21 protein-coding genes are annotated in these 24180 nt (G+C 68.6%); 16 read left to right on the top strand and 5 right to left on the bottom strand.

Features of this window, described 5'->3' with window-relative positions:
- The first annotated feature begins 8 nt into the window (after positions 1 to 8).
- The gene (gene smc, locus OHS03_RS19690) at positions 9 to 3635 is read left to right on the top strand and encodes a chromosome segregation protein SMC (RefSeq protein WP_328656083.1); all 3627 of its coding nucleotides are present in this window, start codon (positions 9 to 11) and stop codon (positions 3633 to 3635) included.
- 22 nt (positions 3636 to 3657) lie between these two features.
- On the opposite strand, the gene OHS03_RS19685 is transcribed toward smc, so the two are convergent.
- Positions 3658 to 4578, bottom strand: a complete 921-nt coding sequence (locus tag OHS03_RS19685) for an NmrA/HSCARG family protein (protein ID WP_328656081.1) — start codon at positions 4576 to 4578, stop codon at positions 3658 to 3660.
- Between the two features lie 123 nt (positions 4579 to 4701).
- Between OHS03_RS19685 and OHS03_RS19680 the strand changes: the two genes are divergently transcribed.
- The gene (locus OHS03_RS19680; protein ID WP_328656079.1) at positions 4702 to 5490 is read left to right on the top strand and encodes a TetR family transcriptional regulator; all 789 of its coding nucleotides are present in this window, start codon (positions 4702 to 4704) and stop codon (positions 5488 to 5490) included.
- On the opposite strand, the gene OHS03_RS19675 is transcribed toward OHS03_RS19680, so the two are convergent.
- Complete coding sequence (locus OHS03_RS19675; protein ID WP_014987060.1) at positions 5474 to 5863, bottom strand: DUF2237 family protein; 390 nt, start codon at positions 5861 to 5863, stop codon at positions 5474 to 5476. The two genes, OHS03_RS19680 and OHS03_RS19675, sit on opposite strands and share 17 nt — an antisense overlap.
- A 154-nt stretch (positions 5864 to 6017) precedes the next feature.
- On the opposite strand from OHS03_RS19675, the gene ftsY reads away from it, so the two are divergent.
- The 6 genes from ftsY (at position 6018) to ffh (ending at position 14109) form a co-directional block, all read left to right on the top strand.
- On the top strand, positions 6018 to 7475 hold the full coding sequence (ftsY, locus tag OHS03_RS19670) for a signal recognition particle-docking protein FtsY (RefSeq protein WP_328656077.1): 1458 nt from the start codon (positions 6018 to 6020) through the stop codon (positions 7473 to 7475).
- Positions 7476 to 7789: 314 nt separating this feature from the next.
- Positions 7790 to 9136 carry an ammonium transporter gene (locus tag OHS03_RS19665; protein WP_328656075.1) on the top strand — a complete coding sequence of 449 codons (1347 nt, stop codon included), beginning with the start codon at positions 7790 to 7792 and terminating at the stop codon, positions 9134 to 9136.
- Positions 9137 to 9141: 5 nt separating this feature from the next.
- Positions 9142 to 9480, top strand: coding sequence for a P-II family nitrogen regulator (locus OHS03_RS19660; RefSeq protein WP_056815692.1), 339 nt, complete (start codon positions 9142 to 9144; stop codon positions 9478 to 9480).
- A gap of 91 nt (positions 9481 to 9571) precedes the next feature.
- Positions 9572 to 12016, top strand: a complete 2445-nt coding sequence (locus OHS03_RS19655; protein ID WP_328656073.1) for a [protein-PII] uridylyltransferase — start codon at positions 9572 to 9574, stop codon at positions 12014 to 12016.
- 132 nt (positions 12017 to 12148) lie between these two features.
- A complete protein-coding gene (locus OHS03_RS19650) occupies positions 12149 to 12463 on the top strand; it encodes a hypothetical protein (protein WP_328656071.1) in 315 nt (104 codons plus the stop codon).
- An 80-nt stretch (positions 12464 to 12543) separates the two neighbouring features.
- Entirely contained in the window at positions 12544 to 14109 is a 1566-nt protein-coding gene (gene ffh / locus OHS03_RS19645; RefSeq protein WP_056811842.1) for a signal recognition particle protein, read from the top strand.
- A 61-nt stretch (positions 14110 to 14170) separates the two neighbouring features.
- On the opposite strand, the gene OHS03_RS19640 is transcribed toward ffh, so the two are convergent.
- The gene (locus tag OHS03_RS19640) at positions 14171 to 14962 is read right to left on the bottom strand and encodes a phosphatidylethanolamine N-methyltransferase family domain-containing protein (RefSeq protein WP_056815689.1); all 792 of its coding nucleotides are present in this window, start codon (positions 14960 to 14962) and stop codon (positions 14171 to 14173) included.
- 104 nt (positions 14963 to 15066) lie between these two features.
- Here OHS03_RS19640 and OHS03_RS19635 point away from each other — a divergent pair, with 104 nt between their 5' ends.
- From OHS03_RS19635 to trmD, 6 genes are all read left to right on the top strand, one after another.
- Positions 15067 to 15885, top strand: a complete 819-nt coding sequence (locus OHS03_RS19635) for a nuclear transport factor 2 family protein (RefSeq protein WP_328656069.1) — start codon at positions 15067 to 15069, stop codon at positions 15883 to 15885.
- A gap of 94 nt (positions 15886 to 15979) precedes the next feature.
- Positions 15980 to 17074, top strand: a complete 1095-nt coding sequence (locus OHS03_RS19630; RefSeq protein ID WP_328656066.1) for an amidohydrolase family protein — start codon at positions 15980 to 15982, stop codon at positions 17072 to 17074.
- A 207-nt stretch (positions 17075 to 17281) separates the two neighbouring features.
- Positions 17282 to 17719, top strand: coding sequence for a 30S ribosomal protein S16 (rpsP, locus tag OHS03_RS19625; protein WP_063004279.1), 438 nt, complete (start codon positions 17282 to 17284; stop codon positions 17717 to 17719).
- A complete protein-coding gene (locus tag OHS03_RS19620; protein WP_056811833.1) occupies positions 17719 to 17961 on the top strand; it encodes an RNA-binding protein in 243 nt (80 codons plus the stop codon). Before rpsP ends, OHS03_RS19620 begins: the two co-directional genes overlap by 1 nt.
- A complete protein-coding gene (gene rimM / locus OHS03_RS19615) occupies positions 17962 to 18486 on the top strand; it encodes a ribosome maturation factor RimM (RefSeq protein WP_328656064.1) in 525 nt (174 codons plus the stop codon).
- A 3-nt stretch (positions 18487 to 18489) separates the two neighbouring features.
- Positions 18490 to 19167, top strand: a complete 678-nt coding sequence (gene trmD / locus OHS03_RS19610) for a tRNA (guanosine(37)-N1)-methyltransferase TrmD (protein ID WP_056811827.1) — start codon at positions 18490 to 18492, stop codon at positions 19165 to 19167.
- Position 19168: 1 nt separating this feature from the next.
- Here trmD and OHS03_RS19605 read toward each other — a convergent pair whose 3' ends face one another.
- Together OHS03_RS19605 and OHS03_RS19600 are read right to left on the bottom strand one after the other, a co-directional pair.
- Positions 19169 to 19537: a VOC family protein gene (locus tag OHS03_RS19605; RefSeq protein ID WP_056811825.1), complete on the bottom strand. Its 369-nt coding sequence runs from the start codon at positions 19535 to 19537 to the stop codon at positions 19169 to 19171.
- Between the two features lie 402 nt (positions 19538 to 19939).
- Positions 19940 to 20785: a helix-turn-helix transcriptional regulator gene (locus tag OHS03_RS19600; RefSeq protein WP_328656062.1), complete on the bottom strand. Its 846-nt coding sequence runs from the start codon at positions 20783 to 20785 to the stop codon at positions 19940 to 19942.
- Between the two features lie 97 nt (positions 20786 to 20882).
- Between OHS03_RS19600 and OHS03_RS19595 the strand changes: the two genes are divergently transcribed.
- Together OHS03_RS19595 and OHS03_RS19590 are read left to right on the top strand one after the other, a co-directional pair.
- Positions 20883 to 22496: an AMP-binding protein gene (locus OHS03_RS19595; RefSeq protein WP_328656060.1), complete on the top strand. Its 1614-nt coding sequence runs from the start codon at positions 20883 to 20885 to the stop codon at positions 22494 to 22496.
- Positions 22496 to 24109: an AMP-binding protein gene (locus OHS03_RS19590; RefSeq protein WP_328656058.1), complete on the top strand. Its 1614-nt coding sequence runs from the start codon at positions 22496 to 22498 to the stop codon at positions 24107 to 24109. Before OHS03_RS19595 ends, OHS03_RS19590 begins: the two co-directional genes overlap by 1 nt.
- Positions 24110 to 24180 lie beyond the last annotated feature (71 nt).

The following is a 24180-nucleotide window of genomic DNA, read 5'->3' as shown; positions in this document are numbered from 1 at the left end:
GAGTTCTCTTGCATCTGAAGAGCTTGACGTTGAAGGGTTTCAAGTCCTTCGCGTCTGCGACCACTTTGCGCTTCGAACCGGGCATCACCTGCGTCGTCGGGCCGAACGGGTCCGGCAAATCCAATGTCGTGGACGCGCTCTCCTGGGTGATGGGCGAGCAGGGTGCCAAAGCGTTGCGGGGCGGGAAGATGCAGGACGTCATCTTCGCCGGGACCGTGGGGCGGGCACCGCTGGGTCGTGCCGAGGTGACGCTGACCATCGACAACTCCGACGGCGCGCTGCCCATCGACTACGCCGAGGTGTCGATCACCCGGCGCATGTTCCGCGACGGCGCGGGCGAGTACGAGATCAACGGCAGCACGTGCCGGTTGATGGATGTGCAGGAACTGCTGTCCGACTCCGGTATCGGGCGCGAGATGCACGTCATCGTGGGTCAGGGCAGGCTGTCGGCGATCCTGGAATCGCGGCCGGAGGATCGGCGCGCGTTCGTCGAAGAGGCCGCGGGCGTGCTCAAACACCGCAGGCGCAAGGAGAAGGCGGTCCGCAAGCTCGATGCGATGCAGGCCAACCTCGCCCGGCTCACCGACCTCACCACCGAACTGCGTCGCCAGCTCAAGCCGCTCAGCCGCCAGGCCGAGGTCGCCCGCCGCGCGCAGACCGTGCAGGCCGACCTGCGCGACGCGCGGCTGCGACTGGCCGCCGACGACCTGGTGACCCGCCGTGGCGAGTTGGAGTCCCAGCTCAGCAAAGAGGCCTACGCCCGCGAACAGCAGATCAACGTGCAGACCGAACTCGACGCCGCCAATGCCGCACTCGCGCAGCAGGAGTTCCAGCTGTCGCGGCTCAGCCCCAGCGCCGAGGCCGCCGCGCAGACCTGGTTCCAGCTCTCGGCACTGGCCGAACGGGTGAACGCCACCATCCGCATCGCCAGCGACCGGGCCAGGCACCTGCACACCGAGGCGCCGGTCGGCACCGGCCGCGACCCGGAGCAGCTCGAGGCCGAGGCCGAGCGGATCGAAGCCGAAGAGGCCGAACTGCGATACGCGGTCGAGATGGCCACCGAGACCCTCGAGGCCGCGCGCGAAGCCCTCGCCGAGCGGGAGCACGCCGCCAAGGCCGCCGAGCAGGCGCACCTGGCCGCAGTGCGCGCGATCGCCGATCGCCGCGAAGGGCTGGCCCGGCTGTCGGGCCAGGTCGACACGTTGCGCACCCGCGCCCAGTCCGTGGACGCCGAGATCGCGCGCCTGTCCGTGGCCATCGCCGACGCCCGGCACCGCGGTGAGACCGCGCAGGTCGAATACGACTCGGTGCAGGACGAACTCGGTGAACTCGACGCGGGCGAGAAGGGCCTGGACGCCCAGCACGAACATGCCGTCGCCGCCCAGGGCCTGGCCGACGAGCGCGTGCGGGAACTGCGGGAACTCGACCGGGAGGCGAGCAAGCTCGTCGCCCGGCTCGGCGCCCGCATCGAAGCGCTCGCCATGAACCTGGCCCGCAAGGACGGCGCGGCCTGGCTGCTCGAACACGGCGTGAGCGGGCTCGGCGGGCGGCTGTCGGGCCTGTTGCGCGTGCAGTCCGGCTTCGAGGCCGCCGTGGCCGCGCTGCTCGGTCCGCTGGCCGATGCCATCACCGCCGATACCGCGACCACCGCCGACTCGGCGGTGCGGGAACTGCGCACCGGTGACGGCGGTCGGGTGGCGTTCGTCTTCGCCACCGACCGGGCGATACCTGCCGAGCGTTCCGCGTTGCCCGCCGGCGCGCAGTGGCTCGCCGACGTGCTCGAAGGCGACGAGCAGGTGCGACCCGCGCTGGCCGCGCTCACCGCCGATGTCGTGGTCGTCGACGATCTGGCGACCGCCACCGAGCTCGTCGCCCTGCGCCCGGAACTGCGGGTGGTGACCCGTGACGGTGACCTGGCCGGTGCGGGCTGGGTCGTCGGCGGCTCCGAACGGATGCCGAGCCAGCTCGAGGTCCAAGCCGATATCGACGCCGCCACCGCGGAACTGGCGGCGGCGCAACGGCGGGCCGAGGAGTTGGAGGCGGCACTGGCCGGTGCGCTCGCCGAACAGACCGACCGCAAGGACGCCGCCGACCACGCGCTGATGGCGCTGCACGAATCCGATCAGGCGCTGCTGGCGATCTACGACCGACTGGCCCGGGTGGGGCAGAGTGCGCGCGCGGCGCAGACCGAGGGGGAGCGGCTGGCCACCCAGCGCGCGGAAGCCGAAGCGGCGCGGGAGAAGTCACTCGCGTCCCTCGCCGAACTCGAGGACCGGTTGCGTCACGCCGAGATCGAACACGACGGCAGCGACGACAGTTTCGGCGCCGCGAGCACCGAGACCGCGGGGTACGCCAGGGAAGAAGCCGCCGCCGCGCTCGCCGAGGCCCGGACCATGGAGGTCGAGGCTCGACTGTCCGTGCGCACCTCGGAGGAACGCGCGGAATCGGTGCGCGGCAAAGCGGATTCGCTGCGCAGGGCCGCCCGTGGCGAGCGGGAGGCCAGGGCCCGCGCCGAACGCGCCCAGGCCGCTCGGCGCCAAGCGGCCGCCGTAGCCGCGGCGGTCGCCGAATCGGGTAGCAAGATCAAACACGAACTCGAGCAGGTCGTGGCCACCGCCGCGGCCCGACGTGACGAATTGGTCCGTCGCCGTGGCGAATGCGCCGCGGCGCTGGAACAGGTGAAGGAACGCGCACGCGCGCTGAACACCCAGCTGGCCCAGCTCACCGACGCCGTGCACCGCGACGAAGTCGCCAAAGCCCAAGCGGCACTGCGCATCGAACAGCTCGAGACGACCATCTCCGAACAGTTCGGCATCGCGCTCGCCGACCTCGTCGCCGAATACGGACCCGACGTGGTGCTGCCGCCCTCGGCGCTGGAGATGCACGAGTACGAGCAGGCCAAGGAGCGCGGCGAACAGGTCAGCGCGCCGCAGCCGATGCCCTACGACCGGCCGACGCAGGAGCGCCGCGCCAAACGGGCCGAGAAGGACCTCACCACGCTCGGCAAGGTCAATCCCCTTGCGCTGGAGGAGTTCGCGGCCCTCGAGGAGCGCTACACCTTCCTCGCCACCCAGCTCGAAGACGTGAAGAACGCGCGCAAGGACCTGCTCGACGTGGTCGCCGAGGTCGACGCCCGCATCCTGCAGGTGTTCACCGAGGCCTACGCCGATGTGGAACGCGAATTCGTCGGCGTCTTCGGGAAACTGTTCCCCGGCGGCGAGGGCAGGCTGGTGCTCACCGATCCGTCGGACATGCTCACCACCGGCATCGAGGTCGAGGCCCGTCCGCCCGGCAAGAAGGTCAAGCGCCTGTCGTTGCTCTCCGGCGGCGAGAAGTCGCTCACCGCAGTGGCATTGCTCGTGGCGATCTTCCGCGCCCGCCCCTCACCGTTCTACGTGATGGACGAGGTCGAGGCGGCGCTGGACGACACCAACCTGCGGCGCCTGATCGGCCTGTTCGAACAGCTGCGGGAGAAGAGTCAGCTGATCGTCATCACCCACCAGAAGCCCACCATGGAGATCGCCGACGCCCTCTACGGCGTGAGCATGCGGGGCGACGGCATCACCCAGGTCATCTCGCAACGCCTGAACCGGGCCGAGGTCACCGACCCCGACCCGGTGTCGGCCTCCGCCTGACGCCGGGGCGGCGAGCAGAGTCTCAGTGGAGCCCGCTCGCCGGGGCCGTGGCGTCGATCCGGTCGAGGATCCGTTGGGTGCCGCCGCGTGCGAGCCAGTCGCGCAGGGAGGTCAGCTCCGGGTACAGGGCGCGTAGGGCGGGGATGTCGGCGTGCCAGCCGCCGGTTTCGCGGATCAGGCGCCAGGTGTTGCCGAGCTGGGGGCCGGTCGCGTCGGCTTCCTCCTCGCCGATCTCACGGTAGTGGACGGGGTGGCCGATGGCGGCGCTGATGGTGGCGGCCGCGTCGACCGGGGTGACGGCGTCACCCGCCAGTTCGAGGGTGCGGGCGTGCCAGGTTTCGGGGTCGGCGAAGGCCAGGGCGGCGAAGGCGCCGATGTCGTCGATGGCGATCATCTGGAGCGGGCGATCGGCGGGGAACAGGTGGGCGTGTTCGCCGCCTTCGCGGATGCCGTCGACGGGCGAGCCATGGAGGAGGTAGTTCTCCATGAAGCGCACCGGCCGCAACACGGTGTAGCGCAGGCCGGACGCCGCCAGGGCTCGCTCGATCTCTTGTTTGCCCCGCTGACCCCACGATTGCGCGTCGCCCATCGTGGCGACGCCGGTGAACACGATCTGCTCGACGTCGGCGGCGCGGGCCGCGTCGATCATGGCGATGCCGCGGCGGCCCTCGGTGTCCTCGCCCCACCCTTTCACCCTGTAATCGGCTGGGGGGACCAGGAATACGGCTCGTGTTCCGGTTGCCGCGACATGCAGGGATGCCGAGTCGTCGAAGTCGCCGACCGTCAGTTCGGCACCCGCGACGGCCAGTGCGCGGGCGGCGGGGGAGTCGGGGTCGCGGACCAGAGCGCGAACCTCGTGTCCCCGGCTGAGCAATCGGTAGGCAGTCGCGCCGCCCTGCTTGCCCGTCGCGCCGGTGACCAGAACGGGAAGTACTGATGTCATTGCGGAGGAGCTCCGTTTCGTGATCGATCGTGTGCCTACAATCGGGTCGGTCGACCCGTATTCCGGACGGTACGGGTGGGCACACCCGGTTGGCCAGGTCCGGTGCAGGGAAGGCGTAACGAAATGACGGTCGACCACGGCGCGGAACCGGCGATCCGATCCGACGCGCGTCGCAACCGCGCGCTGATCCTGGCCGCCGCCCAGCGGGCGCTCGCCGAACGCGGCACCACGGTCTCACTGGCGGAAGTGGCTCGCCGCGCGGGTGTCGGCGCGGGCACCGTCCATCGGCATTTCCCCACGAAAACCGATCTGCTGGAAGCGGTTATGCAACAGCGCGTCGATCGACTGGCGGCGTTGGCGGCCGAACACCTCACCGATCCGGACCCGGGTGCGGCCTTCTTCGCCCTGTGCACCCACGTGATCGTGACGACGCCCGGCAACAAGGACCTGTGCGACCTGGTGCAATCCGACGACGGCTGGCCCCGCGCCCTACTTCGCGACGCGGGCAATCGCTTCCACCGGGCACTGGGCGCTCTACTCGCCTCGGCTCAACGTCAGGGCGCGGTCCGGCGCGATGTGGTGATCACCGATGTCTTGGACATCTTCACCGGATGCGTTGCGATCCAACGACATCGACGGGCCGAGGATCCACTCGCCCCGGCCGTCGTCCTCATCCTCGACGCGCTGCGGACGCGCCCGGCACCCGTAACGGAACTCGCGAAAATCGACCGTAACGAAAGGGCTGAAAGTAACGAAACCTCGGCTCCCTGCCCCATCTGTGGCGCGCCCGTCCGCCGCCCGGGGATCGGTAGGCCGGCCCGCTACTGCTCCCCGGCCTGCCGTCAGAAGGCGCACCGCCGACGCGATCTGCGAAACACCCGGGGCGGCGGGGGAGCTAGAGCAGATCGCTGACGTCGTCGGGGACGTCGACTGCGTATTTTCGCAGGATATCCATGGAGATGACCTCCAGCGCGTTCTCGTGGGTTGCGGCCAGGACCACGGGTGCGGCTACGCCGTCCTCGTGGGCGTGCAACCAGCGGACCGCCACCACGCACCAGCGGTCGCCCGGTTGCAGGCCGGGAAAATTGTTCTCTGGGCGGGGGGTGCTGAGGTCGTTGCCGATGGAGGCCTGATGCTCCAGGAATTCCGCCGTCACGACGGTGCACACGGTGTGGCTGCCGAGATCCTCCGGACCGGTGCTGCAGCAGCCGTCCCGGTAGAAGCCCGTGAGAGGATCGGCGCCGCACTCTTCAAGCGGCCCCCCAAGCACGTTTCGATCGGTCACTCCGCCGATCCTATGGGGCAAGCGCCAGAAGTTCCGCAGGACAACGAATCTGTAGTGTTTCCGCCATACCGCGACGCGCCCGGATACGCCTCCTCGACCTGCTGCGCAGACGCCGCCGACGTGCGGCAACTCCCCGCACGAATAGACTCGCCGGGTGAGTTCGCAAGCGTGGATCCTGATCGCCGCGATCGCCGCCGTCCTGTTGGTGGCGCTCGTCGCGGGTTTCGTCCTGTACAAGCGACGCCAGATTTCGCTGGCCCCGCCCGAGCCGGACAAGGAGTTGACGGACCGCTCCGGTGGTTACACCGCGTCCGGGGGGTTCAACTTCAGCCAGGGCGGCTCGACGGCGACCGTGACCGAGCCCGAACCCGTCCCGGAGCGCACCGATACCGACGGTCAACCGCACGTCGGCGACGACGCCGCGATCCCGCGTGACGCCCCGCGCCGCGGCATCACCGATGTTCCGCTGCCCGAGGGCGATGTCGTCCTCGACGAGACCGTGGTCGTCCCCGACGACGCGTCCGCCCTCGACACCGCCGCACCGGCCGAGCCCGACGCCGAGACCGCGCCTTCTGACGCTGCCCCCACGCGGGAAGCGCCCACCGATACCGCGCCGACCGAGACTCCTTCCGCACCGGCCCCGGCCGAGGTCGACCCGGTCACCACCGCGATCGAAGAGATCGACCCCACCACGGGCCGTCTCGTCCGCCTGCGCGGCCGTTTGTCTCGCTCCCAGAACGCCGTCGGCAAGAGCCTGCTCGGCCTGCTCGGCGGCGGCGACCTCGACGAGGATTCGTGGGAGGAGATCGAAGACACCCTGGTGCTGGCCGATATCGGCACCGCGAGTACCGCGAAGATCGTCGAACGCCTGCGCGAAGAGATGGCCTCACGCAGCGTGCGCACTCCCGAACAGGCCCGCGTCGCCCTGCGTGACGTGCTCGTCGAGGCGCTGCGCCCCGAGCTCGACCGTTCCATCCACGCCCTCCCGCACGGCGACAAGCCCGCGATCCTGCTCGTGGTCGGCGTCAACGGCACCGGTAAGACCACCACCACCGGCAAGCTGGCCCGCGTGCTCGTCGCCGACGGCCGCCGCGTGCTGCTCGGCGCCGCCGACACCTTCCGCGCCGCCGCCGCCGATCAGCTGCAGACCTGGGGCGAACGGGTGGGCGCCGAGACCGTGCGCGGTAAAGAGGCCGCCGACCCGGCCGCCGTCGCCTTCGACGCGGTCACCGCGGGCATCGACCGCGGCGTCGACGCTGTCCTCATCGACACCGCGGGCCGCCTGCACACCAAGACCGGCCTGATGGACGAGCTGGGCAAGGTCAAGCGGGTCGTGGAGAAGAAGGGGGAGGTCGACGAGGTGCTGTTGGTCCTCGACGCGACCGTCGGCCAGAACGGCCTGATGCAGGCGCGGGTGTTCGCCGACGTCGTCGATATCTCCGGCGTGGTGCTCACCAAGCTCGACGGCACCGCCAAGGGCGGCATCGTGTTCCAGGTGCAGCACGAACTCGGTGTGCCGGTGAAACTCGTCGGCCTCGGCGAGGGCGCCGACGACCTGGCGCCGTTCGAGCCAGGCGCGTTCGTCGACGCCCTGCTCGGGGGCACCGCGTAGCGGTTTCGTCGATGCCCGTCCGATCCAGCGATCGGGCGGGCATCGCTGCTTTCAGGGGCTGACATCACGGTTTCCGGGCAACGGCGTCGCGGCGAATCGCCGCGCGAACTCGCGGCGAATCGCACATCCGTACCGATCTCACCGTGAGCTGACAGGCTCATGCCGACCACACGAAACGTGGATGCAACACAACAGCGCTATCCGTTCACTCAGGTGAAACACCACAGCTCAACGGATGAAACACCGAGTGGCGACCCTTCTGTACAGGTCCTTTTGCCGTCATCGGCAGGGCCCGAGATGAGGAGGAACACAAGGTGGCATTTCCACTGATCGGCGCACCGGACGCCGGTGACACCGCCTGGATGCTGGCGTCGGCGGCCCTGGTGCTGTTGATGACGCCGGGTCTGGCGTTCTTCTACGGCGGTATGGTCCGTGGCAAGAACGTGCTGAACATGATCATGATGAGCGTCTCCGCGATGGGCCTGATCACCATCCTGTGGTGTCTATACGGCTTCTCGATGGCGTTCGGCGAGGACAAGGGCAAGCTGGTCGGTGATCCGTTCCAGTACTTCGGCCTCAAGGGCGTCCTGGGCGGCGACTATCTAGCGACTACCGACCCCGCGGCCCCCGCCGCCATCCCGCTGTTCGGCACGATCCCGCTCTCGGTGTTCGTCGCCTTCCAGCTCATGTTCGCGATCATCACGGTCGCACTCATCTCGGGCGCGGTCGCCGACCGCTTGAAGTTCGGGTCGTGGCTCGTATTTGCCGGAATCTGGGCCACGGTCGTCTACTTCCCCGTCGCGCACTGGGTGTTCGCCTTCAGCGGCTACACCGGTGAGAACGGCGGCTGGATCGCCAACAACCTCAAGGCGATCGACTTCGCCGGTGGTACCGCGGTCCACATCAACGCCGGCGCCGCCGGTCTGGTGCTCTGCCTGATCCTCGGCAAGCGCAAGGGCTGGCCGAAGACGCCGTTCCGTCCGCACAACCTGCCGTTCGTGATGCTCGGCGCCGGTCTGCTGTGGTTCGGCTGGTACGGCTTCAACGCGGGTTCGGCGCTGAGCGCCAACGGTGTCGCGGGTGCCACCTTCCTCACCACCACGATCGCCACCGCCGCCGCGATGCTGGCCTGGCTGCTCGTGGAGAAGGTCCGCGACGGTCACCCGACCTCGCTCGGCGCTGCCTCGGGCATCGTCGCCGGTCTCGTCGCGATCACCCCGGCCTGTTCCTCGGTCAACGTGGTCGGCGCCCTGGCTGTCGGTGTCGTCTCCGGTGCGCTGTGCGCCCTGGCCGTCGGCCTGAAGTTCCGCTTCGGCTTCGACGACTCGCTCGACGTCGTCGGCGTCCACCTCGTCGGTGGTCTGGTCGGCACGCTGATCGTCGGACTCGTCGCTACCAGCGAAGCTCCCGCGGGTGTCGATGGACTGTTCTACGGTGGTGGAGTCGAGCAGTTGAAGCTGCAGGCTGTCGGTGCCTTCGCCGTTCTCGCCTACTCGCTGGTCGCCACGGCCATCATCGCGTACGCGATCAAGTTCACGATCGGCCTGCGCGCCAGTGAAGAGTCCGAGGCTGCGGGCCTCGACGAAGCCGAGCACGCGGAAACCGCATACGATTTCGCTGCTGTGGGTGGCACGGCACGCACGCTCGTCAAGGAGGCATGACGAACATGAAACTGGTTACGGCAATCGTCAAACCGTTCACGCTCGAAGATGTGAAGTCCGGGCTGGAACAGGCAGGCGTGCTCGGCATGACCGTCAGCGAAGTCCAGGGATACGGCCGGCAGAAGGGCCACACCGAGGTGTACCGCGGTGCTGAGTACTCGGTGGATTTCGTTCCCAAGGTCCGGGTCGAGGTCGTCGTGGACGATGCGTCGGTCGAGAAGGTCGTCGAGGTGATCGTGGAGGCCTCGCGGACCGGCAAGATCGGTGACGGCAAGGTGTGGGTGACCCCGGTGGACACCATCATCCGCGTCCGTACCGGCGAACGCGGAACCGACGCACTGTAATTCGGTCAGTCACGCACGAGGAATCGATCGAGCGGCGGCCCCGCTCCCACCGGTGAGAACTCTCCGGTCGGGGCGGGGCCGCCCGCATGAAATGGTGGTGTGGGCTGTGGCACAGCGGAACGGCGGTATTCAGAACAACGGAGCGGCGGATCTGGTCAAGGCCAGGGCGCAGCTGCTCGACGGAGCGGGCACCCGCAATCCGCGGCTCGATCCGGAATCGTTGCGCGAGGCCCTGGTCGACCTGTTCGAACTGTGGCTCACCAGCAAGGGCAACGAACTCGGCATCACCGCCGACAGCGGCCTGTCGGTCGTGGCGGTCGGCGGACTCGGCCGCCGTGAGATGCTGCCATACTCCGATCTCGACCTCGTGCTGCTGCACGACGACGTCGACCCGAAGGTGGTCTCCGAGGTCGCCGATCACCTCTGGTATCCCCTGTGGGACGCCCACATCAAGCTCGACCACAGCGTGCGCACCGTGCCGCAGGCGTTGCGGGTGGCCGCCGACGACATGATCGCCGGGCTCGGCCTGCTGGAAGCTCGTCACATCGTCGGCGACCAAGACCTCAGCAATCTGCTCATCGGCGGCGTGCGCCGGGAATGGCGCACCGGCATCAGGTCGCGCTTCGACGATCTCATCGCCCAGGCCACCGCACGCTGGCAGCGCAGCGGCGAGATCGCCCACCGCGCCGAACCCGATCTCAAGAACGGTCGCGGCGGGCTGCGCGATATCCAGCTGCTCGACGCGCTCGCGATCGCCCAGTTGACCGACGCCATGCCGGGTTTGGGCCCCGAGGTCCCCGGCGGCGGCCTGAAACAGGCACACCGGCGATTGCTCGACGTGCGCACCGAACTGCACCGGGTCGCCGGCCGGGCCCGCGATCAGCTGCGCGCCCAGGACGCCGACGAGATCGGCGCCGCGCTACGCATCGGTGACCGTTTCGATCTCGCCCGGACATTGACCGATTCGGCGCGTACGGTGAGCTATTCGTGCGACGTCGGTCTGCGTACGGCCGCCAACGCGCTCCCGCGGCGCGGCCTGGCCAGATTGCGCCGCATGCCGGTGCGCCGACCACTCGATGAGGGGGTGGTCGAGCACTCCGGCGAGGTGGTGCTGGCCAGAGACGCCCGCCCCCAACGCGATCCAGGGCTGATCCTGCGGGTGGCCGCGGCGTCGGCGCAGACCGGCCTGCCGATGTCGGCGACCACGCTCAACCGCCTGTCCGAGGACGCGCCCGAACTGCGCGAACCGTGGCCCAAGGACGCGCTCAACGATCTGCTCGTGCTGCTCGGCGCGGGCCGAGGCAGCATCGACGCGGTCGAGGCGCTCGATCGAACCGGATTGTGGGGCAGACTCTTTCCCGAATGGGGCGCGGTCCGCGATCTGCCGCCGCGCGATGCGATGCACACCTGGACCGTCGATCGGCACCTGATGGAGACCGTCGCCTTCGCGAGCAGCCTGAGCACCAGGGTCGCCCGGCCCGACCTGCTCGCGCTCGGCGCGTTGCTGCACGACATCGGCAAGGGGCGACAGGGCGACCACAGCATTGTCGGCGCCGAACTCGCCACGCATATCGGCCGCAGGCTCGGAATGTGGCCATCGGACGTGCGCACCCTCAGCGCGATCGTGCGCCACCACCTGCTCCTACCCGACACCGCGACCCGGCGCGACCTCGACGACCCGGCCACCGTGCAGCACGTCGCCGACGCGCTCGGTGGAGACGTCGGCCTACTCGAACTGCTGCACGCGCTGGCCGAGGCCGACTCGATGGCCACCGGCCCCGGTGTCTGGGGCGACTGGAAGGCCTCGCTGATCGGGGAACTGGTGCGTCGCTGCCGACTCGTCATGGCGGGCGAGCCACTGCCGCAACCGGAACCGATCGACCCGGAGCTGCTGGACAAGGCCAGGGCAGGCGGCGTACACGTCACCCTCGCGCCCGGCGACGGCAAGCACACCTTCGTGGTGACGGTGATCGCCCCCGACGAGCCGGGCCTGCTCTCCGACGCCGCCGGTGTTCTGGCACTACACGCGTTGCGGGTGCTCTCGGCCTCGCTGGGCAGCGCCGGGGATTCGGCGATCAACACCTTCGTGGTGATGCCGAAATTCGGCGATCCGCCGGACGCGGGCCTGCTGCGTCAGGAACTGATCCGGGCCACCACCGGCGCGCTCGACCTGCCCGCGGTGCTGGCCAAACGCGAAACCGACGCTGTCGGGACCGGGCCCGGCCGGTACGCGCGCGCCGCGCCGCGCCTGATCTGGTCACCGATCAGCACTCCCGGACAGGTGATCCTCGAGCTGCGAGCCGACGACCGGATCGGTTTGCTGAGCAGACTGGCCGGTGCTTTCGCCGCGACGGGAGCCAACGTCAGGTGGGCCAAAGTGGTCACGATGGGCTCGGCCGTGGTCGACGCCTTCTGCCTCGATCTGGGCGACGCCGACAGCCCGGCCCTGCGCGACCGCATCGAGAAGGCAGTCCTCGAGGTGGTTCCGCAGCCTGCTCCCGCCCCGCCGCCGACCGCGACAACCGAGGCCGACTGACACCGCAAGGACACGGTTTACTCACTGATTGCTATCAGGTTGCTACACGACGTCCTGGCGGCCCGATAAGTCGATATGGGACCTATAGCATTCCCCTGGTCCGGCTGTCACTCGTACGAGGGGAGCTGATCCGTGGCTATCGAAGTCGTTTCCGCGTCAATGATGACCAGCGACGCGACCGCGCACATCGCGCGGTGCGTCGGTGGTGACCTGTGGGTGGTTTCGTGGTTGCCGGGTCGCACCCTCAGTGGTGCGCAGGCATTGGCCGCGATGACCATCGCCTCGACCGGCGCCCACCACGTCGACAGTGCCGATTCCGAATGGCTTCGGATCGAGGCGCTGTCCCGGGAACTCGGCCTCACCGGCAGAGAAGCGGTGTACCTGGTGGACATCGAATCGCACGAGTTGCGCCGCACCGCGCCACCGCACGTGCAACATACCGAATAACCTCCATTACCCTGGGAGGGCAATAGACGTCCGACTTCGGTCAGACGACCTGAGACCCTTTCAGATCAGGAGCGCGATCGGTGTTCGAATCCCTGTCCGACCGGCTTACCGGTGCACTGCAGGATCTGCGCGGTAAGGGGCGTCTGTCACCGGCCGACATCGACGCCACCGCGCGCGAGATCCGCCTCGCACTCCTCGAGGCCGACGTCGCGCTGCCCGTGGTGCGCGGCTTCATCGCCAACGTCAAAGAACGCGCCAAGGGCGCGGAGGTCTCCGGCGCGCTCAATCCCGCGCAGCAGGTCGTCAAGATCGTCAACGAGGAACTCGTCGCGATCCTCGGTGGCGAGACCCGTCGCCTCAACCTCGCCAAGAACCCGCCGACGGTCATCATGCTGGCCGGTCTGCAGGGTGCGGGTAAGACCACGCTCGCGGGCAAGCTGGCCAAATGGCTCAAGGGTCAGGGGCACCAGCCGTTGCTGGTGGCCTGTGACCTCCAGCGTCCCGGCGCGGTCACCCAGCTGCAGGTAGTCGGTGAGCGGGCGGGCGTGCCCGTGTTCGCCCCGCACGGCGGCACCTCCATCGGTGGCGGTGAGAACCCGCTCGGGATCACCGCGGCCGACCCGGTCGCCGTCGCCGCGGCCGGTATCGAAGAGGCCAAGGCCAAGCAGTACGACGTGGTGATCGTCGATACCGCCGGTCGCCTCGGTATCGACGCCGAGCTGATGCGCCAGGCCGCTGGCATCCGCGATGCCGTGCAGCCGGACGAGACCCTGTTCGTGCTCGACGCGATGATCGGTCAGGACGCGGTCAGCACCGCCGAAGCCTTCCGCGACGGGGTCGGGTTCACCGGCGTCGTGCTCACCAAGCTCGACGGTGACGCTCGCGGTGGTGCGGCGCTGTCGGTGCGCAATGTCACCGGTGCGCCGATCATGTTCGCCTCCACCGGCGAGAAGCTCGAGGATTTCGACGTCTTCCATCCCGACCGGATGGCCTCGCGCATCCTCGGCATGGGCGATGTGCTCACCCTCATCGAGCAGGCCGAACAGGTCTACGACGCCGAGCAGGCCGAGGAGACCGCGCGCAAGATCGGCAGCGGCGAACTCACCCTCGAGGACTTCCTCGACCAGATGCTGGCCATCCGCAAGATGGGCCCGATCGGCAATCTGCTCGGGATGCTGCCGGGCGCCGGTCAGATGAAGGACGCGCTGGCCGCGGTCGACGACAAGCAGCTCGACCGGGTGCAGGCGATCATCCGGGGCATGACCCGCGCCGAGCGGGACAACCCGAAGATCATCAACGCCTCGCGGCGCCTGCGCATCGCCAACGGTTCCGGGGTGCAGGTCTCCGAGGTCAACCAGCTCGTCGACCGGTTCTTCGAAGCCAAGAAGATGATGGCGATGATGGGTCGGCAGATGGGGATGCCGGGAGCTCGCCGCGGCAACAACAAAAAGGGCGGTAAGAAGGGCAAGAAGGGCGGGCGTGGGCCCACTCAGCCGAAGATGCGCGGTGGGTTCCCCGGAATGCCCGCCGGGATGCCGGGCTTGCCGCCGGGCATGGACCTGTCGAACATGCCGCCCGGTCTCGATCAGCTGCCGCCCGGCCTGGAGGGGATCGATCTGTCCCAGCTGAAGTTCCCCAAAAATTGAGTCGTTCGTACTGAAAAGCCGTGGTAGGTGAGTGATCACCTACCACGGCTTTCTCATCGGCTCAGATCACGCCGGGGATCAACGCTTTGCGGGTGGTGGGGTAGTCGGCGAACTTCTCGCGGTACCACCGGTGGGTGGCGAAGGCACGTGGCACCAGGTTCCCCGCGGTGATCAAGAAGATCGCGACGCCGGCCAGTGACCAGGTGAGCAGGGCGAATCCGGCCCAGGCGATCAGTTCACCGAGGTAGGCCGGGCTGCTGACGAAGCGGAAGCCCGCGCCGTGCGGAACCTGGTACTCGGCGGCGCCGGGGTTGTTCTTGTCCCGCAGATTGCGCACGATCGCTTCGGACCGCACCAGCAGTCCGAAGCCGCACAGGTACACGACCAGCCCGATCAGAAAGCGCGGATCGGTGAGCCAGGCGGTGCCGTACTGGTTGTTGTAGTCGTTGCTGAAGAACGCGCCGTTGAGATAGCCGTGCAGCGCCGTCACGAACACGCCCGCCGCGACCACCGAGACATTGAAACTGCTCGTCTTGCCCGGCACCTGCCGAATGGAGAGCGGGAAGAACCAGCCACGGTTGCCGTAGTGCAGCAACCAGATGGCGGCCAGCACCAGCGGAACGGGTTCGAAGCGATCGGGGCCGCTGAGATAGAACACCGCGAACACGACGGTCGCGGGCAGTTCCATCAGCCACCAGCCCAGCTTGGGGTTGAGATTGAAGCCGACCTTGTTCGAGGCGAAGCGGCCGTAGGGGCTCTGCGCGAACAGTCCGCCGACGATCACGAACGCGGCGAAGCCGAAGGCGATGGCCAGCACGGTGTCGTAGGTGGTGTTCCCGGTGTACCAGTCCATCGAGATCCTCTTGTCCAACAGGCGCCGGGCACGATCGCCGACGCAAAACTAGAACACGTTCTATCATGGATCGCGCAGGGGAAGCGCGAGTATGGAGGACGTACATGCCGTTGGATCGGACCGCCGAGGACCTGCTCGCGGCTGTGCAGGCATCACCGCGTGCCGTGGCCGCGCACGACAAGACCGCCTGGGTCGGGCTGTTCGCCGAGCAGGCCGCGGTGCACGACCCGTACGGCTCGCGTGAGCACATCGGTCCCGACGCGATCTCGCGCTTCTACAATGTCTTCATCGCGCCGAACTCCATCGCCTTCCGTATCGACCGCGACCTCGTCGCCGGGTACACGGTGGTGCGTGACCTGCACATCGAGACCACGATGTCGACCGGCGCCACCGTCACCGTGCCGATGCATCTGCGCTACGACCTGGTCGGCACCGACGGCGGCTGGCGGATCGCCCGGCTCGCCGCGCACTGGGAGCTGGGGGTGATGATCGCGCGACTGCTGCGCACGGGGCCGTCCGGAGTGCTCGCGGGCGCGAAGCTCGGACCGCAACTCGTCGCCGAGCTCGGAATCGGCGGTGCGATGGGAATGATGCGAGCGCTGCGCGGTGTGGGCGGGTCGGGCAAGCGCCTGGTCCGCAGACTGTTCGCCGCGGCCGCATCCGGCGACTCGGGTGGCGTGCGGGCGCTGCTCGATGAGCGGACGGTGATCGAGCTGCCCGTCGGGCACCCGATCTCGGTGGCGGAATTCGCCGACCGCGCGCGAGGCATGGAGTGGGACAAGATGATCGCCGCGGGTCGCACCGTCAGTGTGAGCGTGAGAGTCGGTGCGTCGCGAGGCGTGGCGTTCGTCGATTTCGCGCCGGACCGGCCGCGTATCACCGCAGTGCGGGTCTTTCTCGACGGCGATCCTTCGAACGACTGACCACTCGCCCGGTTCTGCCGCGGTGCCTCGGAGCGTGTGCGGGTGCTGATCGTGCGCGGTAGGTTCGGTCTCAGGCCGATGACTGGAGGTTCGTGTGCATCTGCGTGGTGTGGTGCTCCCCGACGACCGGGAGCGCGACCTCTGGGTCGTCGACGGCGTAGTGACGTTCGAGCCGATGCGCGGTGCCGAAACCCTGTGCAACGCAGGGTGGATCGTGCCGGGCCTGGTCGACGCCCACTGTCATGTCGGGATCCGCTACGGCGGCGGCGACGAGACCCGCGAGGGCGCGATCGAGCAGGCCGAGACCGAACGTGACGTGGGCGCGCTGCTCCTGCGCGACGCGGGCTCGCCGATCGACACCCGATTCATCGACGAGCACGCCGAGCTGCCGCGGATCATCCGCGCGGGCCGCCACATCGCCCGGCCCAAGCGCTACATCCGCGAACTCGGCATCGAGCTCGACGACGAACGCGACCTGCCCGAGATCGTCGCCGAGCAGGCCCGCTTCGGTGACGGCTGGGTCAAGATCGTGGGGGACTGGATCGACCGAACCGTAGGCGACCTGCGGCCGCTGTGGAGTGACGACATCCTGAAGCAGGCCATCGACGCGGCCCACGCGAACGGAGCCAGGGTCACCGCGCACGTGTTCGGTGAGGACGCGCTGCCCGGCCTGATCAACGCGGGCATCGACTGCCTCGAACACGGCACCGGCATCACCGACGACACCATCGAGCTAATGGTGTCCAACGGCACCGCCCTCGTCCCCACCCTGATCAATATCGACACCTTCCCCGGCATCGCCGACAGCGCCACGAAGTTCCCGGTCTACGCCGCCCACATGCGCGATCTGCACCGCCGCGTCCGCGACACCGTCGGCAAAGCCCACGAGGCGGGCGTGCCGATCTACGCGGGCACCGACGCGGGCGGTTCCATCCGGCACGGCCGCATCGCCGACGAGATCACCGCTCTGTCCGGCGCGGGCCTGTCACCCCACGAGGCCCTCGGCGCCGCCTCCTGGAACGCCCGCACCTGGCTCGGCCGCCCCGGCATCGAAGAGGGCGCCCCGGCCGACTTCGTCGTCTACGCCGACGACCCCCGCGTGAACCCCCAGTCGCTCACCGACCCACAATGGGTTGTCCTGCGTGGCCTGGTGGTGAAGACCCCCGATCCGGTCACCGGGCACCGCTGAATCGGCGTTGCGCGGCGTTAGCGGAGGCGATTTCCGGCCGTCGCGGGTCGTCTGGCAGAATGAACCCTCGTCCTTCCTGGACAGTGTCAGCCCGTCTCCGGTTACGTACCGCGCGGCGGTCACGCACACATGCGCGAAACCGGACCCGCAGACCATGTGGGTCGCTGAATCGCGTGGTGACCAAACTATCGAAAGAGGCAAGCCAGCATGGCTGTTCGCATCAAGCTCACCCGCCTGGGCAAGATCCGCAACCCGCAGTACCGCGTCGTCATCGCCGACGCCCGCACCCGTCGTGACGGCCGGGCCATCGAGTCCATCGGCCTGTACCACCCGAAGGAAGAGCCTTCGCTGATCCAGATCGACGCCGAGCGCGTCGCGTACTGGCTGTCCGTCGGCGCGCAGCCGACCGAGTCGGTGCAGCGTCTGCTGGAGATCACCGGCGACTGGCAGAAGTTCAAGGGCCTGCCGGGCACCGAGGGCACCCTGAAGGTCAAGGCCGAAAAGGCCTCCAAGCTGGACCTGTTCAACGCCGCGCTCGCCGCCGCCGACAACGCGCCCACCACCGAGGCCGTCACCCCGAAGAAGAAGGCCGCCAAGAAGGACGAGGCTGCCGCTGAGGAAGCCGCCACCGAGGCTGCCGAGTAATGACTGCTGTTGTTGCCGATGCCGTCGAACATCTGGTTCGCGGCATCGTCGCCAACCCTGACGACGTCCGTGTCGAGCTGCTCACCGGCCGTCGTGGACGCACCGTCGAGGTACACGTCCATCCTGAAGACCTGGGCAAGGTGATCGGGCGCGGTGGTCGTACCGCGACCGCGCTGCGCACCCTGGTCGCCGGCATCGGCGGCCGTGGGATCCGGGTCGACGTGGTCGATACCGACGCCTAGATGGAACTCGTCGTAGGTCGGGTCGCCAAGTCGCACGGCGTGCGCGGCGAACTCGTCGTCGATGTGCGCACCGACGAGCCGGACGTCCGGTTCGCACCGGGCGTCACGTTGCGCGGCAGGATGCCGAAGTCCTCGGCGACCCGTGACTACACCGTGAAGTCGGCCCGAGAGCACTCGGGCCGACTTCTGGTGTACGTCGACGGTATCGACGACCGCACCGCCGCCGACGCCCTGCGCGGCACGTTGTTCGTCGTCGACAGCGATTCGCTGCCGCCGTCGGAGGATGACGACGCCTTCTACGACCACGAACTCGAAGGTCTTCGGGTCGAGTTCGCCGACGGCACCCTCGTCGGTACGGTCACCGAGGTGCTGCATTCGGCCGCGGGCGAACTGCTGTCGGTGCGTGCCGCCGAGGACGGTCGCGAAATTCTCATTCCCTTTGTCACCGCCATCGTGCCGACGGTTTCGCTCGCCGATGGACTGGTGGTCATCACACCGCCCGAGGGCCTGCTCGATCCGGAGTAATTCGTGCAACTCGACGTCGTCACGATCTTCCCGGAGTATCTGGAGCCGCTGCGCACCGCGCTGCTCGGTAAGGCCGTCGACAAAGGTCTGATCTCGGTCGGTGTACACGACTTGCGCAACTGGACCCATGACGTGCACAAGTCGGTCGACGACTCGCCCTACGGCGGTGGTCCCGGGATGGTCATGAAGCCCACCGTCTGGGGCGACGCCCTGGACGAGGTGTGCCCCGACGACGCCCTGCTCGTCGTCCCCACTCCGGCCGGTGTGCCGTTCACCCAGGCCACCGCGCAGCGCTGGGCCACCGAGAAACACCTCGTCTTCGCCTGCGGGCGCTACGAGGGCATCGATCAGCGCGTGTTCGACGACGCCGCCCGCCGCGTCCGCGTCGAAGAGGTGAGCATCGGCGACTACGTCCTCATCGGCGGCGAGGCCGCGGTGCTCGTGATGACCGAGGCCGTGGTGCGGCTGATTCCCGGCGTGCTCGGCAATCAGCAGTCCCACCAAGAGGATTCGTTCTCCGACGGACTCCTCGAAGGTCCCAGCTACACGCGGCCGGTGTCGTGGCGCGGCCTCGACGTACCCCCGATCCTGCTCTCGGGCGACCACGCCAAGGTAGCCGCGTGGCGCCACGAACAGTCACTGGAACGCACCGCGCGGCGTCGGCCCGATCTGCTGCCCTGACCTATCCCGCGATCACGCGGGTGGTGATACAGAACGGATGGCCGGCCGGGTCCAGCAACACCCGCCAGCGTGGATCCGGTTGCACCGGTGCGGGTTTCGCGCCGATCGCGAGAGCGTGCTGTTCGCACAGATCCAGATCGGCATCGGCGGCCAGGTCGAGGTGTACCGCGGCGGTGCCCGGCCACTGCGGCGGGTAGTAGTCCGCTACGTGCTGTGCGGCGATGGTCAATCCCGACGGGATGCGGATCCCGACGCTGTGCGCGTCGTTCCACAGGACACGGCCACCGAGCAGCCCGAGGTAGAAGCGGGCGAGGGACTCGGGGTCGTCACAGTCCAGTGAGAGGCCGGCCAGTTGAAAAGGCTCCGTCATCGGACCGACGGTACCGGGCCGGATGCGCCCCGAGATTGTTTTGTCGCAAAGACATTTGGGTATCCATCGAGGTCATTCGTTGTGTGAACGTCCAAAGTGAGGATTGCTGGTTCCATCCGGAATGGGTTCGGCCCCTGCGTCTTTCGGCGCGATCGTGTCCGGTGCGGTGGATCCGAACGGGCGGTGCGGCGATGTTCCCAGTACAAGCATTGCATCCGTGGACGATCGGCCGTTGCCGACGCGCGTGTGGCGCGATGTTCGATATCGGTGGTTCGCGCCGCCGCGGGCGATCGAGTCCGCCCGGGTGGCCGTTGCCGGGTGTCGAAACATTTGTGTCGCCCGAATGAAAGTGATATATCGCACATACCGGACAGCGGGTGAAGGGGCCGGTGCGGCGGCGGTTCAGGGCAGCAAGCCGTGTCGACGTGCCAGCGATACAGCTTCGTGGCGAGTGCTGGCATCGAGCTTGCTCATCGCCTGCCGCAGATAGCTCTTGACGGTTTCGGCCCCGAGCGAGAGCCGAAGCGCCGCTTCCTGATTCGTGCAGCCGAGGGCGATCTGGGCCAGCACATCGAGCTCGCGCCGCGACAGCCGCGGCGTCTCGGCGCCGGGCCCGCCGGTCAGCACCCCGGTCAATCGGTCGCACACCCCGGAAAGCTGTTCGCGCAGTGCGGGATCGCCGGTCGCGGTCGCGAGGGCGCGAAGTTCGGCGTGGATCTCGCGCAGCTCCTCGGTCACCGCGGGCGTGGACGCGGACGGCGGCGTCGCGAGGTCGAGCAGTCGGACCCTCCGGTCCACTTCGTCGCGGACCGCGATCTCGGCGGCCAGCCTTCTGCCCGCCTGCAGGATCACCTCGGCGGTGCGGTCGCCGAGCGGGGTCGCGCCACGGGTGGCCGCGTAGAGCACCGCGCGAGGCCGGTCGGCGACCAGGACCGGCACGGCCATCACCGACCGCAGCCCCTCGCCGACCACCGCGGCGTCGTAGTGGTGGGTGATGGTGGAGGCGCCCCGATAGTCGGCCACCGACGCGGGTCTGCGGTACTCCATGGCCTGCCCGCCGAGCCCGGAGGTGCGTAGCACCGACAGCCCGCGCAGGCCCGTGGTGACGGTGCCCGCGAACTCGGTGAGCAGCAGGGTGTCCTCGTCTACCGCGCCGCCGAACACCACCGGGACGCTCGCCCGGCGCGCCACCCAGCGGATCTCGGCGCGCAGCGCGTCACCGTCGCGTGGGCGCAACAGGGAAGTCATGGATCACCCCTTTTCGGGGGTAGTGGTCGGCGTGAGCTATGCCACATTCTAGGTCACACCCGGGCGGCCGTTGCCCGGGCGTTGAGGAGAAGCTGCGATGACTACCGACCTGGACGCGCGGGTGCGCGACCTGCTCGACCACTACGACGGACCGGAGGCCTGCGCGGCCGAACTGCTCTGCGATCGGCATCCGGCCACGCAGATCGCGTTCACCGTGGTCGAAGCCGATCTGAGCGCGCACGAGTTGACCTACGGCGAGCTGCGGGAACGCTCGGCTCGGTTCGCCGCCGCGCTGGCCGAACTCGGCGTCGAGCCCGGCGACCGGGTCGCGACGCTGATGGGAAAGTCCGCCGAGCTCGTGGTGGCGCTGCTCGGCATCTGGCGCCGTGGCGCGGTGCACGTCCCGTTGTTCACCGCCTTCGCGACACCCGCCATCGAGTTCCGGCTGAGCGCTAGCCACACGAAGGTCGCTGTCGCCGACGCCGACCAGGCGCCGAAGCTCGCCACGGCCGACTACCGGACGATCATCGTCGGCGACGCCGAGATCCCCGGCGCGCTGCTGTTCGATGAGCTGCTGGCCCGGCACCGGTCCGACGATCCGCGCGCGAGGCCGGTGGCGGTCGGCGGCGACGGTCTGCTGGTCCAGTTGTTCACCAGCGGCACCACCGGAACCCCTAAGGGCGTACCGATCCCGGTCCGCGCGCTGGCATCGTTTCACGCCTACCAGGAATTCGCCCTCGACGTGCGCCCCGAGGACGTCTTCTGGAACGCGGCCGACCCGGGCTGGGCATACGGCCTCTACTACGCGATCCTGGGACCGCTGGCTACCGGCGCGCGCAGCCTGCTGCTGCACGCGGGCTTCTCGGCGTCGCTCACCTGGGACGTGCTGCGACGCTTCGGCGTCACCAACTTCGCGGCGGCGCCGACTGTCTACCGAGCATTGCGCGCCGACAGCGCGTCGGCTCCGGACGGATTCGCCCTGCGCAGAGCGTCGTCGGCGGGCGAGCCGTTGACCCCGGACGTGGTGGCGTGGTCGCAGCGGGCCCTCGGTGTGGCGGTGCGCGATCACTACGGCCAGACCGAGCACGGCATGGTCATCTGCCACGCGTGGCACCCCGCCCTCGATGCCGCCGCCCCGCTCGGTTCGATGGGCCGACAGCTGCCCGGGTGGTCCTGTGCGGTCCTGGCCGAAGACGCCGACGTCGAGGCGGCCCCCGGCGAGTTCGGCCGGGTCGCTATCGATACCGACCACAGCCCGCTGCTCTGGTTCCTCGGCTACCTCGACGATCCGGAACGCACCGCGACCCGATTCAGCGCCGACGGACGCTGGTATCTGACCGGTGACGTCGGCGCGCGCGACGCCGATGGCTGCTTCCACTTCAGCGCCCGCGACGACGACGTGATCATCATGGCCGGCTACCGGATCGGCCCGTTCGAGGTCGAGAGCGTGCTGGTCCTGCACGACCAGGTCGCCGAGGCCGCCGTCGTCGGGATGCCCGACGAACTGCGCGGCGAGGTACTGGAGGCCTTCGTGGTGACCCGCACCGGCACCGAGGGCAGCGCCGAGCTGACCGCCGAACTGCAGCAACTCGTCAAGGACGGGTTCGCCGCTCACGCCTATCCGAGGAAAGTCCACTTCGTGGACAGTCTGCCCAAGACGCCGAGTGGCAAAGTGCAGCGATTCCTGCTGCGCGGCAAGGAGATTCGCTGATGTCCGAACTCAGTTACACCTGCGGTCCGGCCGACACCCCGCTGCTCGGTGACACCATCGGCGCGAACCTCGACCGCACCGTCGCGGCCCACCCCACGCGCGAGGCGCTCATCGACTGTCCGACGGGACGCCGCTGGACCTACCGCGAGCTGGGCGTCGCTGTCGATGCCGTCGCGACCGGTCTCATCGCGCACGGCATCGGCCCTGGCGACCGGGTCGGGATCTGGGCGCCCAACTGCGCGGAATGGCTGCTCGTGCAGTACGCCACGGCGAAGATCGGCGCGATTCTGGTCACTATCAATCCCGCCTACCGCACCAGCGAACTGGACTACGTCCTCAACCAGGCCGGGGTGTGCCTGCTGATCGCCGCACCGAAGTTCAAGACCTCGGACTATGTCGCGATGATCGAGCAGGTCCGCCCGAACTGTCCCGCCCTGGAGCAGGTGCTGATTGTGGGCACCGAGCAGTGGCGGCAGGTGGTCGAGACGGTGCCCGACGCCGAACGGTTGGCCGCGATCGCCGAGACGCTGTCGGCCGACGATCCGATCAATATCCAATACACCTCGGGAACAACGGGTTTCCCGAAGGGCGCGACCTTGAGCCACCACAACATCCTCAACAACGGGTTCTTCGTGGGCGAACTGTGCGGATACACCGAAGCCGACCGGGTCTGCATCCCGGTTCCGTACTACCACTGCTTCGGCATGGTGATGGGCAATCTCGCGGTCACCTCGCACGGTGCGGCCGTGGTGATTCCGGCGCCGTCGTTCGACCCGGCCGCGACGCTGGCCGCCGTCGCCGCCGAACGCTGCACCTCGCTCTATGGTGTGCCGACGATGTTCATCGCGATGCTGTCCGAACTCGGCAGCGGCGCCGCACCGGAGCTGTCCAGCCTGCGCACCGGCATCATGGCGGGCTCGCCGTGCCCGGTGGAAGTGATGAAACGAGTGATCGACCGGCTCGGCATGGCCGAGGTCGCGATCTGCTACGGCATGACCGAGACCTCGCCGGTCTCCACGCAGACCCGTCGCGACGACAGCATCGACTGCCGCACCGCCACCGTCGGCCGGGTCGGCCCACACCTCGAGGTCAAGGTGGTCGACCCGGCGACCGGGCGCACCGTGCCACGCGGCGAACCGGGTGAACTGTGCACCCGCGGCTACTCGGTGATGCTCGGCTACTGGGACCAGCCCGACAAGACCGCCGAGGCGATCGACGCCGCCCGCTGGATGCACACCGGCGACATCGGCGTCATGGACGACGACGGCTACCTCTCGGTCACCGGCCGGATCAAGGACATGGTCATCCGCGGTGGTGAGAACGTCTACCCCCGCGAGATCGAGGAGTTCCTCTATACCCATCCCGACATCGTCGATGCCCAGGTCATCGGCGTCCCCGACGACAGATACGGGGAGGAACTCATGGTCTGGATCCGCCTGCGCGAGGGCGCGGAAGTCCTCGATGCCGCCGCCGTGCGAGCCTTCTGCACCGGGCGCCTCGCCCACTACAAGATCCCGCGCTACGTGCATGTGGTCGACGAGTTCCCGATGACGGTCACCGGCAAGGTCCGCAAGGCCGAGATGCGCGAACTCGCCAGGGAGATCCTCGGCTGAGTGGCTGCGGCGCACCACGATTCGATCCATCACGCACGCTCGCGCTGGGTGTCGACCGGCCGACGTCGGTG

This window comes from Nocardia salmonicida, assembly GCF_036142455.1.
Taxonomy (GTDB): domain Bacteria; phylum Actinomycetota; class Actinomycetes; order Mycobacteriales; family Mycobacteriaceae; genus Nocardia; species Nocardia salmonicida.
This window is presented reverse-complemented; position numbering and strand designations above follow the sequence as displayed.

Excerpts from the sequence above, each read along its gene's own strand:
- OHS03_RS19685 (WP_328656081.1), bottom strand. The coding sequence starts at position 4,578 with ATGACATCAGTACTTCCCGTTCTGGTCACCGGCGCGACGGGCAAGCAG.
- OHS03_RS19680 (WP_328656079.1), top strand. The coding sequence starts at position 4,702 with ATGACGGTCGACCACGGCGCGGAACCGGCGATCCGATCCGACGCGCGT.
- OHS03_RS19660 (WP_056815692.1), top strand. The coding sequence starts at position 9,142 with ATGAAACTGGTTACGGCAATCGTCAAACCGTTCACGCTCGAAGATGTG.
- OHS03_RS19655 (WP_328656073.1), top strand. The coding sequence starts at position 9,572 with ATGGTGGTGTGGGCTGTGGCACAGCGGAACGGCGGTATTCAGAACAAC.
- OHS03_RS19640 (WP_056815689.1), bottom strand. The coding sequence starts at position 14,962 with ATGGACTGGTACACCGGGAACACCACCTACGACACCGTGCTGGCCATC.
- OHS03_RS19635 (WP_328656069.1), top strand. The coding sequence starts at position 15,067 with ATGCCGTTGGATCGGACCGCCGAGGACCTGCTCGCGGCTGTGCAGGCA.
- rpsP (WP_063004279.1), top strand. The coding sequence starts at position 17,282 with ATGGCTGTTCGCATCAAGCTCACCCGCCTGGGCAAGATCCGCAACCCG.
- OHS03_RS19620 (WP_056811833.1), top strand. The coding sequence starts at position 17,719 with ATGACTGCTGTTGTTGCCGATGCCGTCGAACATCTGGTTCGCGGCATC.
- rimM (WP_328656064.1), top strand. The coding sequence starts at position 17,962 with ATGGAACTCGTCGTAGGTCGGGTCGCCAAGTCGCACGGCGTGCGCGGC.
- OHS03_RS19605 (WP_056811825.1), bottom strand. The coding sequence starts at position 19,537 with ATGACGGAGCCTTTTCAACTGGCCGGCCTCTCACTGGACTGTGACGAC.
- OHS03_RS19600 (WP_328656062.1), bottom strand. The coding sequence starts at position 20,785 with ATGACTTCCCTGTTGCGCCCACGCGACGGTGACGCGCTGCGCGCCGAG.
- OHS03_RS19595 (WP_328656060.1), top strand. The coding sequence starts at position 20,883 with ATGACTACCGACCTGGACGCGCGGGTGCGCGACCTGCTCGACCACTAC.
- OHS03_RS19590 (WP_328656058.1), top strand. The coding sequence starts at position 22,496 with ATGTCCGAACTCAGTTACACCTGCGGTCCGGCCGACACCCCGCTGCTC.